The organism is Moorena sp. SIO3I6, from assembly GCF_010672095.1.
The window spans coordinates 1-10,985 of sequence record NZ_JAAHHU010000171.1; the positions used below are offsets into that span (position 1 = coordinate 1).

The 10,985-nt window shown below is 44.4% G+C and carries 19 protein-coding genes and 2 pseudogenes; 10 read left to right on the plus strand and 11 right to left on the minus strand.

Annotated features, from left to right (window positions below; genetic code table 11):
- Window positions 1-271: 271 nt before the first annotated feature.
- From F6K49_RS29465 to F6K49_RS29475, 3 genes are all read right to left on the minus strand, one after another.
- Complete coding sequence (locus F6K49_RS29465) at window positions 272-925, minus strand: Uma2 family endonuclease (RefSeq protein ID WP_293026997.1); 654 nt, start codon at window positions 923-925, stop codon at window positions 272-274.
- Between the two features lie 277 nt (window positions 926-1,202).
- On the minus strand, window positions 1,203-1,664 hold the full coding sequence (locus tag F6K49_RS29470) for a DUF29 domain-containing protein (protein ID WP_293102348.1): 462 nt from the start codon (window positions 1,662-1,664) through the stop codon (window positions 1,203-1,205).
- Between the two features lie 25 nt (window positions 1,665-1,689).
- Window positions 1,690-2,265, minus strand: coding sequence for a Uma2 family endonuclease (locus tag F6K49_RS29475; RefSeq protein ID WP_293102356.1), 576 nt, complete (start codon window positions 2,263-2,265; stop codon window positions 1,690-1,692).
- A 481-nt stretch (window positions 2,266-2,746) separates the two neighbouring features.
- Here F6K49_RS29475 and F6K49_RS29480 point away from each other — a divergent pair, with 481 nt between their 5' ends.
- Window positions 2,747-2,884, plus strand: coding sequence for a hypothetical protein (locus F6K49_RS29480; RefSeq protein WP_293028802.1), 138 nt, complete (start codon window positions 2,747-2,749; stop codon window positions 2,882-2,884).
- Here the strand turns inward: F6K49_RS29480 and F6K49_RS29485 are convergent.
- Both F6K49_RS29485 and F6K49_RS29490 read right to left on the minus strand, forming a co-directional pair.
- Complete coding sequence (locus F6K49_RS29485; protein ID WP_293028805.1) at window positions 2,859-3,791, minus strand: GNAT family N-acetyltransferase; 933 nt, start codon at window positions 3,789-3,791, stop codon at window positions 2,859-2,861. The genes F6K49_RS29480 and F6K49_RS29485 overlap by 26 nt on opposite strands.
- Window positions 3,739-3,906: a hypothetical protein gene (locus tag F6K49_RS29490; protein WP_293028808.1), complete on the minus strand. Its 168-nt coding sequence runs from the start codon at window positions 3,904-3,906 to the stop codon at window positions 3,739-3,741. Before F6K49_RS29490 ends, F6K49_RS29485 begins: the two co-directional genes overlap by 53 nt.
- A gap of 328 nt (window positions 3,907-4,234) precedes the next feature.
- Between F6K49_RS29490 and F6K49_RS29495 the strand changes: the two genes are divergently transcribed.
- A complete protein-coding gene (locus F6K49_RS29495) occupies window positions 4,235-4,789 on the plus strand; it encodes a hypothetical protein (protein ID WP_293102351.1) in 555 nt (184 codons plus the stop codon).
- Window positions 4,790-4,821: 32 nt separating this feature from the next.
- Here the strand turns inward: F6K49_RS29495 and F6K49_RS53685 are convergent, their stop codons facing one another.
- Window positions 4,822-4,986 (minus strand): anacyclamide/piricyclamide family prenylated cyclic peptide, encoded by a 165-nt coding sequence (locus F6K49_RS53685; RefSeq protein WP_364302999.1) that lies wholly within the window; start codon window positions 4,984-4,986, stop codon window positions 4,822-4,824.
- Window positions 4,987-5,020: 34 nt separating this feature from the next.
- Entirely contained in the window at window positions 5,021-5,437 is a 417-nt protein-coding gene (locus F6K49_RS29500; RefSeq protein ID WP_293081232.1) for a hypothetical protein, read from the minus strand.
- A 98-nt stretch (window positions 5,438-5,535) separates the two neighbouring features.
- Between F6K49_RS29500 and F6K49_RS29505 the strand changes: the two genes are divergently transcribed.
- Window positions 5,536-5,787, plus strand: coding sequence for a hypothetical protein (locus F6K49_RS29505; RefSeq protein ID WP_293068997.1), 252 nt, complete (start codon window positions 5,536-5,538; stop codon window positions 5,785-5,787).
- Entirely contained in the window at window positions 5,784-6,230 is a 447-nt protein-coding gene (locus F6K49_RS29510) for a type II toxin-antitoxin system VapC family toxin (protein WP_293028826.1), read from the plus strand. The genes F6K49_RS29505 and F6K49_RS29510 overlap by 4 nt, the downstream gene beginning before the upstream one ends.
- A 94-nt stretch (window positions 6,231-6,324) precedes the next feature.
- On the opposite strand, the gene F6K49_RS29515 is transcribed toward F6K49_RS29510, so the two are convergent.
- A complete protein-coding gene (locus F6K49_RS29515; protein ID WP_293028883.1) occupies window positions 6,325-6,549 on the minus strand; it encodes a DUF2281 domain-containing protein in 225 nt (74 codons plus the stop codon).
- A 180-nt stretch (window positions 6,550-6,729) separates the two neighbouring features.
- Between F6K49_RS29515 and F6K49_RS29520 the strand changes: the two genes are divergently transcribed.
- Together F6K49_RS29520 and F6K49_RS29525 are read left to right on the plus strand one after the other, a co-directional pair.
- Window positions 6,730-6,909 (plus strand): hypothetical protein, encoded by a 180-nt coding sequence (locus tag F6K49_RS29520; RefSeq protein ID WP_293028829.1) that lies wholly within the window; start codon window positions 6,730-6,732, stop codon window positions 6,907-6,909.
- A 6-nt stretch (window positions 6,910-6,915) separates the two neighbouring features.
- Window positions 6,916-7,188, plus strand: coding sequence for a hypothetical protein (locus tag F6K49_RS29525; protein WP_293028832.1), 273 nt, complete (start codon window positions 6,916-6,918; stop codon window positions 7,186-7,188).
- 12 nt (window positions 7,189-7,200) lie between these two features.
- On the opposite strand, the gene F6K49_RS29530 is transcribed toward F6K49_RS29525, so the two are convergent.
- Together F6K49_RS29530 and F6K49_RS29535 are read right to left on the minus strand one after the other, a co-directional pair.
- Window positions 7,201-7,362 carry an anacyclamide/piricyclamide family prenylated cyclic peptide gene (locus F6K49_RS29530; RefSeq protein WP_293028835.1) on the minus strand — a complete coding sequence of 54 codons (162 nt, stop codon included), beginning with the start codon at window positions 7,360-7,362 and terminating at the stop codon, window positions 7,201-7,203.
- 53 nt (window positions 7,363-7,415) lie between these two features.
- The gene (locus tag F6K49_RS29535; RefSeq protein ID WP_293028840.1) at window positions 7,416-7,550 is read right to left on the minus strand and encodes a hypothetical protein; all 135 of its coding nucleotides are present in this window, start codon (window positions 7,548-7,550) and stop codon (window positions 7,416-7,418) included.
- Between the two features lie 89 nt (window positions 7,551-7,639).
- On the opposite strand from F6K49_RS29535, the gene F6K49_RS29540 reads away from it, so the two are divergent.
- The gene (locus F6K49_RS29540) at window positions 7,640-7,792 is read left to right on the plus strand and encodes a hypothetical protein (RefSeq protein WP_293028888.1); all 153 of its coding nucleotides are present in this window, start codon (window positions 7,640-7,642) and stop codon (window positions 7,790-7,792) included.
- On the opposite strand, the pseudogene F6K49_RS29545 reads toward F6K49_RS29540, so the two are convergent.
- Window positions 7,753-8,181: pseudogene (locus tag F6K49_RS29545) on the minus strand (DUF29 domain-containing protein). The gene F6K49_RS29540 and the pseudogene F6K49_RS29545 overlap by 40 nt on opposite strands.
- 176 nt (window positions 8,182-8,357) lie before the next feature.
- Here F6K49_RS29545 and F6K49_RS29550 point away from each other — a divergent pair.
- From F6K49_RS29550 to F6K49_RS29560, 3 genes and pseudogenes are all read left to right on the plus strand, one after another.
- On the plus strand, window positions 8,358-10,118 hold the full coding sequence (locus tag F6K49_RS29550) for an asparaginase (RefSeq protein ID WP_293028845.1): 1,761 nt from the start codon (window positions 8,358-8,360) through the stop codon (window positions 10,116-10,118).
- A gap of 37 nt (window positions 10,119-10,155) precedes the next feature.
- A complete protein-coding gene (locus F6K49_RS29555) occupies window positions 10,156-10,299 on the plus strand; it encodes a hypothetical protein (RefSeq protein WP_293028848.1) in 144 nt (47 codons plus the stop codon).
- 159 nt (window positions 10,300-10,458) lie between these two features.
- Window positions 10,459-10,854 (plus strand): annotated as a pseudogene (locus F6K49_RS29560) (Uma2 family endonuclease); the annotation flags it as partial.
- Window positions 10,855-10,985 lie beyond the last annotated feature (131 nt).

Here is a 10,985-nt window from a genome sequence, read left to right on the forward strand (position 1 = left end):
AGGAATAGCGATGTGTTTGACTAAAAAAGAAATACTTACTTAGTGTTTAGGGAACAGGGAACAGGGAACAGGGAACAGGGAAAGAGTGGGGAGATGGGGAGATGGGGAGATGGGGAGATGGGGAGATGATAGCGTTTTGCTTGTAGCTTAAGTAGAATCCCGACTCCCGATTCCCGACTCCCGACTCCCGTTCCCCTCCTGGGAGGGGTTAGGGGTGGGTTCCGACTCCCGATTCCCGATTCCCGACTCCCGACTCCCGATTCCCGATTCCCTACTCCTGACTCTGTAATCCCTGCTGCAATATTTCTAAAACTTTGGCTAAGTTTCCGGCTAATAATGCAGCTTTATCTAACCATAATCCCGGAAAAATTTCTGAACAAAGTATGCCCTCAGGATTGGCTTCCAGTTGAGTATATTCCCCTTCAGTTAACCGAAACCAATCAAATTCACCATCATCAACTCGCCATACCAAATACTCTTGTACCCCATTACGGCGATAAACGTTTAATTTTTTGTGTAAATCAATAGAAACAGTGCTAGCCGCAATTTCAACGATTAACTCCGGCGCACCTTCCACATAGCCATCCTGACTAATTGTAGATTGTCCTCCTACTTTCAGTCTAAGCAGTGCATCGGGTTGAGCTTCATTCTCAAGATCAAGCCTAACAGTACAATTATTTCCTAATTGCAGATTAGGAGTATAGGTTTGGTAGAAGCCTAACCACAACATAATCTGAGCATGGGGTTCACCATGTTGTGTAATTCTCAGGGGAGATGCCATGTAAACAATTCCTTCAATTAATTCGGCTTTCTTCAAATCAGCCATAGCGGAATAGCGCAGCTCAAATTCCGCAAGGGTTAGTTGATCCCCATTTTCTAAAGGAGGAATAGTCGGGTCCCGAGTAATTGTGGCAGTTGATGTCATTTTTTTCGGCTCTACTTTATTTGTTATTTAACAGGGAATAGGGAACAGGGAACAGCGGATCTGGGAATGGGGAGATGGGGAGATGGGGAGATGGGGAGAATGCAGAATTTTATTGCTGATCAAACTCTTATTAATTCCCAATTATAGCGTTTTGCCTGTAGCTTAACTAGAATGCCGATTCCCGATTCCCGATTCCCGATTCCCGACTCCCGACTCCCGATTCCCGATTCCCGACTCCCGACTCCCGATTCCCAATTCCCAACTATTGAAAACTGATTTATTCCTTCGGCAACCATTCGATATCCAGTAATTGCTCAAGACAGTAGGGACATTCTGAAGGAAAAGTTACGGAATTCTGAGTTTTTATCTTCACAAATCCTAGGGCATCGTTATAAATAGAACTCAGTTCATCATCTAGGTAATTACGGAGATTAGTCGTCAGTTTTCGTTTGAGCTGAATTCGGAAATTATAGATTTCACCTTGCCAGTGAACTGCATTATAGTCAGATTCAATTGTCCAATAGTGCAGGAATAATAAATGACGGATTACTTGTTCTAAAAGGCTAGCGACAGCATTTTTCTTCTCTCTGCCCAAATCCTCTAACTCCTCAATTAAGTTATCCCAATCTAGTTGATTAAATTCTTTGTTTTTCAGGAGTTTAATAGTTTCTTCTAGCCATTGGGCATCATCAATGTCGTAGAGATTTTTTAAATTTAAGCTACTATTTATACTACTCATAATCAATTGTCACTAAAAACCTCACTTACTTTTCTATATCAAACACTCCAGACACTTTCAAATTAATATCTTTAAATCCAGGAGATAAGACTAAATCATCACCGGAAAAGCTACCCACTTCTGTATAAGTATTTTCCTTAATTTCTAATACCAATATACTTTGACTTTCCGGGTCCACAATCCAGTATTCAGGAATAGCACAATCTTGATATTGGATTCTTTTAGCAATATAGTCTCGCTCTCGTTGTAATTCTCCCGGGCTAACCACTTCAACCACTAATAAAGGCGGTGACATAGAGAGGCGAATGGTATTTCGTTTTGATAATTGTTGAACATGCTCTTCTCGAATTATAGTCAAATCAGGATAACGGTTTTTCGGTTCACCTCTAACTTCTAATTCTAATCCTTGACCCCGGACTCTACGATGACCTACCAGTAAAGCAAACTGAATCAATAAAAACGTAGCAATTTCAACATTAAATCCCGACTCTGGAGGCATTTCAATTAACTCTCCATTAAATAACTCATAGAATTTTTCTGAGTTATTATTGTATAATAAATACTCGTCAAAGCTTTGAAATTTATGGGTCAGTTGTACCATCATACTTCACCTGTAAAGTCCGTGTAAGCATTCAGCTAATGCGCTACTTGAGATGCTACTTGAGGTGCTAATGCGCTACTTGAGATGCTACTTGAGGTGCTATCAGCTAACACACCCTACTTACTTTTTTGGATAATATAGCAATTCTGTTTCCCATGAGGTACAAAGGGATCCCCCGTTGGTCCCCCTTAAAAAGGGGGACTTTGAGGTTGATAATTGTACCTCATACATGCAATCAACGCTATATTGTGTTCACGTGCAAAGCCCGGTGCGTTACCCCTATCGGCTAACACAAAAGCCCGGTGCGTTACGCCTATCGGCTAACACAAAAGCCCGGTGCGTTACGCCTATCGGCTAACACAAAAGCCCGGTGCGTTACGCCTATCGGCTAACACAAAAGCCCGGTGCGTTACGCCTATCGGCTAACACACCCTACTTACTTTCTTGGATAATAGCAATCCTAAATCAATTGTAAGAATTCTTGTTCCCTGCTCCTGTTCTCTCCCCATCACCCCATCACCCCATCACCCCATCACCCCATCTCCCCATCTCCCCATCACCCCATCTCCCCATCTCCCCACACTCCCTACTCCCTACTCCCTACTCCCTAATTTCTTAAGACTCCGATACGCTTCAGTCAATGACGTCAAATAAGGTTTAAGGCGACGATCCACGAATTGAAGCATCGGTTGGTTACTCTCCCCCACCGCACAGGTATAGTAAGGAATATCGCTATCGAGTTGAGCCATGATAGACTCTGCAACCAGCATGGCACCACGGCCACGCCGTTGGAACCGTCGCACCACAAACATCGAGGTATAGCGGATAGTATCTGGGCCAACCCGGTGGTTCACCATCCAACCCACAACCTCTCCTTGATAGAGCAAACCCAAACTGTTGAGGGGTTCTAGTTTTGAGGGTTCCAGAAACGGAGACAAGGATTCAGGATACCAAACCTTTTGCTTTTGCCGTTGGTGAATCCGTTCCTCCTGGGCTGGGGTTAGCTCTGCCCAAGGAAACAGGGTGAAATCTTTCGGGAAACGATAGTGGTGGATCCAGGGGGCTTGGGCAATATGTTCGCTATCAGATTTTGCCAAAATTAGGGAAATTTTAGGAGTTTCCCATCCCAATCTTTCCAGCAAGGGTTCTAAGGCAACGGTGGTGAGTTCTGTGGCTTGGTAGGATAGCTCCATTTGGCTACAACCCAGTTCCCGGACGTGGCCTTCCAGATGGGTGATTAACCCGCTGGCAACCCCCTGTCTGCGGTTTTCTGGGTGGACGAACAGGGAAAGAATGACCCCACTAGTGGTGTCGGTTTTGGGGTCTTTGCGCAGTTCCGCCACCAGCAAGCCCACCATTTCATCATTTTCTACTGCTGCTAAACCCAGCAGTTCCCCGAGAGGGCTGGCACCTTGCCAGTGGCTAGCAATGCTGGGGCAGGTGTAGTCATCGTATTCTAAGGAGGCAGCAGCATCAAAGTTTTCGAGCCACTGATAGGTAATTTGGGGGGAGTAGGTGGTAGTCACTGGCTTTGGGGAATTGGGAATCGGGAATCGGGAATCGGGAATCGGGAATCGGGAATCGGGAGTCGGGAATCGGGAATCGGGAATCGGGAATCGGGAATCGGGAATCGGAACCCACCCCTAACCCCTCCCAGGAGGGGAACGGGAATCGGGAATCGGGAAATTAATCGTAGGGTGGGCAGTGGCTGTTGCCTGAAATTGGCTAGCAGCCGTGAAGCTATGATCAGCCACTGCCCACCAGACAGGAACTTTTTTTAACTCTATCTGTCATGCAGCCAGCAAATGCGATCGCTTCCATTTTCAGATGGGGAGATGGGGAGGAATCGTAGAATCGTAGGGTGGGCAGTGGCTGTTGCCTGAAATTGGCTAGCAGCCGTGAAGCTATGATCAGCCACTGCCCACCAGACAGGAACTTTTTTTAACTCTATCTGTCATGCAGCCAGCAAATGCGATCGCTTCCATTTTCAGATGGGGAGATGGGGAGGAATCGTAGGGTGGGCAGTGGCTGTTGCCTGAAATTGGCCAGCAGCCGTGAAGCTATGATCAGCCACTGCCCACCAGACAGGAACTTTTTTTACTCTCTGTGTCATGCAGCCAGCAAATGCGATCGCTTCCATCTTCATGATGCATCTAAATTATTACTCTTTTACCCGGTGGGTGGCATGGGCATCTTGGTAAAATATCTTGGTGGAACCGGCATCTTGCCGGTTATCAATATTCCCAGGCAGGCAGGATGCCCACCCCACTCCTATTCATGCCGCCTCTCATATCAAGGCTTCTGCCAACGCTATAAACCCAAGAAGAAGCCTGCTCCACAATGCCACTGGGGTAGCAAGCTTCTCTCAAGTCAGCCCTCAGTTTCGAGTGCGACTCTACCTTCTGCGACTAATGCCCGCCAAGCACGCCCGTGCCAGGTAACCGAAAACGAGTTAGTTGCACAGGTAGCTCGCCAATTTATCCAGGCGAATCGTGCGCCATCCGAGACCAAAAAGGGGTTTTGACATTTTGATCGGATAGTGGTAAATTAAGGGCACTACTCGGCGTCGTCGCCCGCAAAAGGACGTCCTTTCATTGGATTTACTTCTGACGCTCCACAGTACTGGGAGAGGGACTCGGAGACTGACTCCTCATTTTGCCTTGCTACCCCGTTTCGAGAAACAGGAGCAGTCTGTTTGGGTAGGAGTTTTTTCTTGGGCATGGTTTCATCTCCATAGAATTAAACTTTCTGTGGTTTAGCTTATTGAGTTGGCTGTGCCTGTGTCAATAGGTTTTTTCTTACGTTTTGTTACGTGGGGAGTGGGGAGTGGGGAGATGGGGAGATGGGGAGATAGGGAGATAGGGAGATAGGGAGATAGGGAGATGGGGAGATAGGGATAATCGTAGGGTGGGCAGTGGCTAGCAACGGAATTAGCCAGAGCCGTGAATATATCATCAGCCACTGCCCACCAACCAGGAACTACTTTTTTTAGAGATGGGGAGATGGGGTAATGGGGAGAATCGTAGGGTGGGCAGTGGCTAGCAACGGAATTGGTAAACAGCGGTGAATATATGATCAGCCACTGCCCACCAGCCGGAACTACTTTTTTTAGAGATGGGGTGATGGGGTGATGGGGAGTTTGATTAGAATGTGTAGTGTGGGCTATGGGCATAATCTGATAGCACCTCAAGTAGCGTGCGCGTAGCGCATTAGCTGATAGCTTACCTATAATCAGGCATACCATTACGTAAACGAACGAGTAAACTTGTGATGGAAAACAAAGTAATCGATGTCAGTGGTCTAAGTCCAAAACAGATTGCTATCATTACAGAAATTGTTGAGACTTTTAAGTTAGTTGCTCAACAAACTAATTTGACCCAAGATTATCGACAAGCTGAAACTCCCACAAAATCTTTAAATCTTGCCGAGAGAATCAAACAACGTTTTGCTCATTTAGCAGATGTAGAAATTCCAGAAATTACCAGAGATAAAATGCGTACTCCTCCTCAATTTTATCAATGATCATTTTAGATACTAATGTCATTTCCGAGTTAATGAAAGGTAATAACTGTTCAGTAAGTATCTCTAACTGGACATCTCAACAACTTATAACCAACTTATATACTACTACCATTACTCAAGCCGAAATTCTGTATGGTATTGCTATTTTACCCCAAGGTAAAAGACAAGATGAACTGCAAAAAGCGGCTAACTTAATGTTTACAGAAGACTTCTCAGGGCGTATTCTTTCTTTTGACCAAAAAGCGGCTGTAAGTTTTGCCTTAATTGCATCCAAAAGAATAAAAATAGGACAACCAATTTCTCAAGCCGATGCTCAAATTGCAGCTATTTGTTTAATCCATAATGCTACCCTTGCGACTCGTAATGTTGATGATTTTAAAAACTGTAATATTGCCATTACCAATCCCTGGGACTATCGAGTAATATCAGGTCCGGAGAATTAGTTAGAAAAAACTTTATACCTTGAAACCTTATTCTTTTACTTCTGCCTTCTGCCTTGCTTTTGCGCCTAGTATAAGTATTCAACCGGACATGATATTACATATATTCTACCAAATCTTCTAATGGTTCATCAAAATCATCTGACATAATGATTTGACCTGCCCAACTACCATAACCGTGAGTGGTTCCTATCTTTTCGTGATCAGATTGTGTATTATTTGGATAGTTTTCTCGTAAATAGTCTGCATAATGCAATAGTTCCCTCTTGAGATGTTCAGGCAGACTAATAACGACTTTCCATAAGGCTAACTCAGTATTCATAACGTTTATTTTAACCAGTAACGTAGGGAGTCGGGAATCGGGAATCGGGAATCGGGAGATTAATCGTAGGGTGGGCAGTGGCAAGAATCGCGAAATCGGCAAGGTTGGTGAAGAGCTGATCAGCCACTGCCCACCAGAGGCGGAAGTATTTTTTTTAGTCTATCTGTCAAGGATTGGCAAATGCGATCGCTTCTACTCAAGAATGGTAGGGTGGGCAGTGGCAAGAATCGCGAAATTGGCAAGGTTGGTGAAGAGCTGATCAGCCACTGCCCACCAGAGGCGGAAGTATTGTTTTTACTCTATTATCGTAAAGCATGCTTCAGATGCGATCGCTTCCATCTTCAGGATGCATCTGATTAAAGCTGTTTGACCCAGTGGGTAGAATGGGAATCGAATGTGGAACCGGCATCTTGCCTGTTTCCAAATGCCATGGAACGGGCATCCAATGTGGAATGGGAATCGAATGTGGAACCGGCATCTTGCCGGTTACAATTCTCAGCATCCAATGTGGAACCGGCATCTTGCCGGTTACAATTCTCAGCATCGAACGTGGAACAGGCATCTTGCCGGTTACAATTCTCAGCATCGAACGTGGAACAGGCATCTTGCCCGTTCCAATTGTCAGAAAATCAGGGCTAGCCCGTCACGCAACTACTCAGCATCGCCGCCCGCAAAAGGAACACCCCTCGGTAACCCCCTGCCGCCGCCTGCACCAGCCGGTGCGATCGCATTAGCATCTGCTGTTGAAGCATTCCCCACAGTTTCACGCTGAACAGGAGCAGCTTGAAGGGGAGTGAGTTTCTTAGTTTTCATGATTTTCACCCAGAATCAATTATTCTGAATTTATTCTACCCTTTCTTGAGATGTCAACCTAGGATATAGCGGTTCTTAATTTTGTGAGGTACAGAGTTCTCGGTTTTAGGGAACAGGGAACAGTAAATAGAGAATCGGGAATCGGGAATCGGGAATCGGGAATCGGATAAAAATAATGTGTACCTCATTATACCGGAAATAATATAGCAATTTGCAGATATTTTAATTATTAAAATTGCGCAAAAAACCTAATTTAAAATTATAAAAATAACTTATTTTGGAGGCCAATTGCTCTATTGACTGTTCCCTGTTCCCTATTCCTTGTTCCCTGTTCCCTGTTCCCTGTTCCCTAAACAACCATAACTATGTACTTAAACAACTCGCCAACCGTTATGGAAACCAATCGTCATCCAAAGCTTGTGTGAGATAAATTTCTGCTTCTGGGGGAAGTGTAAACAGTTTAGAAACGGATTTTACAGCACTGGTATAGGCTTTGTCATAGAAAGTTTCCAGTTGAGTACGAAGGCTAGGGCTATCCTCAATAATAGTTTTAATTTGGGTGCGAAAGTTAACAACTTCAGCCGCCCAATGATTCCTATTTCGTTCTTGTTCAGATTTCCAATAAGCCAGTTTCAGCAGGTGTTATAAAAGACGGGTTAAAAGACTCAATAATGCTCGCTTTTCACTTTTACCCATGCTTTCAATTTCTTCAATTAAATTCTCCCAGTCCACCTCACTAAAATTACGATTTCGGAGATTTTCTACGGTTTCCTGTATCCATTGATAGTAGTCAGTTTCATAGGATGTGTATGGTTTCATGATTTTAGATACTAATGTTATTTATTTAGAGAACAGGGAATCGGGAATCGGGAATCGGGAATCGGGAATCGGGAATCGGGAATCGGGAATAGCGATCGCTGCATCAAGACAGGGAATCAACGTTAAATAAGACTGTAAATCATAACTGCGATAAACGCTATAAAATCAAAAAATATTTGGCACTCCTTCCTAAGGTTACCTGTTCCCTATTCCCTGTTACCTATTCCCTTTTCCCATCAATTCTGTATAATTTAGTAGCAAACAAATTTTATGATTGTTTTATGAACATAGGGATTTTATACACAGGGGGCACCATTGGTTCTGTGCAGGGACCCGATGGGCTGTATCCACTAGATACTGTTGGTTTCCAAAAGGCGTTTGATGAGAATATTTTGCCGATAATTCAAAGTCAATATCCCGATTGTACCATTGGCTATATTGATATCGGGTTTGGTCCCAATAACAGCACTCTCGACAGTACCAACTTGCAGCCCCAAGACTGGTGTACTATTGCGATCGCAATCCTGGAAGCCTACGATAGCTATGAGTCTTTTATTGTGCTCCATGGCACGGACACCATGGCTTGGACCGCTTCCATACTGTCGTTTTTGATGACGGGGTTAGATAGCGATGGCAACTATAACGCTTTGTTGAGCAAGCCGTTGGTTGTGACTGGCTCCCAACTGCCACTATTTGTAGAGAAAGCCGACTCCTCCTATACTGTACGCTTCAACACCGATGCACTCCAAAACGTCTGTGGTGCCGTAACCTCCTGTTGTGAAGGTGTACCGGAAGTTTGTCTGTACTTTGATTCCACCTTAATGAGGGGCAATCGCACGGTCAAGACCAACGCCAGTGAGTTCAAAGCCTTCTCCACTCCCAACTATCCCAATATTGGGGAATATGGCTTAGACTTTGACGTGGACAACAAAGTCGTGCGCCCCTTGCCCACAGACCCCTCTCTTGCACTCTCTGTCAAGGGCGAGCCTGCTTATGACGCTTTATCAGCTCAACTGACCTACATTAACGATAATATTAACAGCATTACCATTCTTCCCTTTTCGGCTTTCCCCGCCTATTATGATGTCTCTGCTGACCCCAATACCAGCGTACTTGGGGATATGCTGGCGGCCTGTATTAATCAGGGAGTCGATGGTTTAATTCTGGAGTCTTATGGGGCAGGTAATTTCCCGTCTGGCAATCCAGACACTCCTGAGAATGGGGCGATTTACAAAGTTCTCGACGAAGCTGATAACAATGGTACCGTGATTGTTGAGTGTACACAAGTTCTCAGCGGGATTGTCAATTCCCAGACCTACGCAGCAGGTTCATGGCTGAGTCAGGTAGGAGCAGTTGGTGCCTATGATATGACCCCAATTGCCGCTGCCACCAAGCTTACCTACTTAAAGCTGTTAGCTAAATACTATAACTGGGATCAATACAAGATTAAAGAACTGATGATGACTAATCTCGTGGGCGAGATTATGGATGTCAACGTTCTCGATGCCAGAGGAGAAGGCTTCTTAGCGCCGGGAGAGACAATTATGGCTCTTGATGGCACTGCCATTTTGACCAACGAGCCCGGACAGGGTCCAGTCTTAACTGGCACTAGCTTAGAAGAGCCTTTCGTGTTCCTTGAGGATCCCAGCTCTGCCAAGTTGCCTGGTCAATTGCATATGCAAGAAGACGGTCAATTAATCTTCTATGACCGGGACAACCAAGCCGTTTATCAGGCCGGGGGCGAACCAGATCCTGACACCCGCTCATCCAAGCTGATCCTAGAAGGTGAAACTACTGATGGTGGCACCAAGCTTTATATCGAGAATTACGGCAAAGAGCCCTTCTATATTTATCCCGAACAGTCCGATGCTAAGGGCAAGAATAAATCCCAGGGTAAGGGCAAGCATAAATCCCAGGGTAAGGGTAAGAAGAAATAATATCAAGTCCGGTTGAATACCCATAATTAACAGTAGGGTGGGGAGATGGGGAGATGGGGAGATGGGGGAGATTTTGATTAAGGGTAATTATCCGGACATGATATTAGGGAATAAGTACAAAGCGCAATGTTCCTTTATAAGTGCTTTGCGATCGCTTTTCTTTAGACATCAATACACTTAAAACAGTTTCCAATTATTTCTATAAATCCGTGTAGGGATTGTGATGCTTTTTGTTACCTACTCCCTACTCCCTACTCCCTACTCTCTATTCCCTATTCCCTATTCCCTATTCCCTATTCCCTTTATTCTAAACTAATAGAGTCACTATCTTTAAACTACCATGATTGCTGATAAAATACCAAATTACATTTCAAAAGAAGACTATCTCTCCCAAGAAGAAGATAGTGCCATCAAACACGAGTATAGTGATGGAGAAATCTATGCTATGGCTGGAGCCAGTGATGCCCATGTTACTATTGCCGGAAACTTATTTGCACTGTTAAGAAATCATGTAAGAGGCACTGGTTGTCGGGTTTATATGGCAGATATGAAAGCGTATATTGAAGCCGCCAATAGTTATTACTATCCTGATGTTATGGTGACTTGCGATGCCAGAGATAGAGAATTGACCAATTATAAAAAATATCCTTGTTTAATTGTCGAAGTTTTATCTCCCAAAACCGAAGCCTTTGACCGGGGTAACAAATTTTATAACTATCAAAAATTAGACACATTGGTGGCAGGGCTATTTCATTCTAAATATAAACAAGATATGGTATAATTGAGCGCAAATTTAGTCTAATCCATCTACTCTTGTGTCTCAAATCGCAATTATAGAAGCCTTTGCAGAGCTCGAAGACCCTCGTC

What these genes read in the sequence shown, in the direction of transcription:
- F6K49_RS29465 (WP_293026997.1), bottom strand. Translation starts at nt 925, where the DNA reads ATGACATCAACTGCCACAATTACTCGGGACCCGACTATTCCTCCTTTA.
- F6K49_RS29470 (WP_293102348.1), bottom strand. Translation starts at nt 1,664, where the DNA reads ATGAGTAGTATAAATAGTAGCTTAAATTTAAAAAATCTCTACGACATT.
- F6K49_RS29475 (WP_293102356.1), bottom strand. Translation starts at nt 2,265, where the DNA reads ATGGTACAACTGACCCATAAATTTCAAAGCTTTGACGAGTATTTATTA.
- F6K49_RS29495 (WP_293102351.1), top strand. Translation starts at nt 4,235, where the DNA reads ATGCGATCGCTTCCATTTTCAGATGGGGAGATGGGGAGGAATCGTAGG.
- F6K49_RS53685 (WP_364302999.1), bottom strand. Translation starts at nt 4,986, where the DNA reads ATGCCCAAGAAAAAACTCCTACCCAAACAGACTGCTCCTGTTTCTCGA.
- F6K49_RS29500 (WP_293081232.1), bottom strand. Translation starts at nt 5,437, where the DNA reads ATGCCCATAGCCCACACTACACATTCTAATCAAACTCCCCATCACCCC.
- F6K49_RS29505 (WP_293068997.1), top strand. Translation starts at nt 5,536, where the DNA reads ATGGAAAACAAAGTAATCGATGTCAGTGGTCTAAGTCCAAAACAGATT.
- F6K49_RS29510 (WP_293028826.1), top strand. Translation starts at nt 5,784, where the DNA reads ATGATCATTTTAGATACTAATGTCATTTCCGAGTTAATGAAAGGTAAT.
- F6K49_RS29515 (WP_293028883.1), bottom strand. Translation starts at nt 6,549, where the DNA reads ATGAATACTGAGTTAGCCTTATGGAAAGTCGTTATTAGTCTGCCTGAA.
- F6K49_RS29520 (WP_293028829.1), top strand. Translation starts at nt 6,730, where the DNA reads ATGCGATCGCTTCTACTCAAGAATGGTAGGGTGGGCAGTGGCAAGAAT.
- F6K49_RS29530 (WP_293028835.1), bottom strand. Translation starts at nt 7,362, where the DNA reads ATGAAAACTAAGAAACTCACTCCCCTTCAAGCTGCTCCTGTTCAGCGT.
- F6K49_RS29535 (WP_293028840.1), bottom strand. Translation starts at nt 7,550, where the DNA reads ATGAGGTACACATTATTTTTATCCGATTCCCGATTCCCGATTCCCGAT.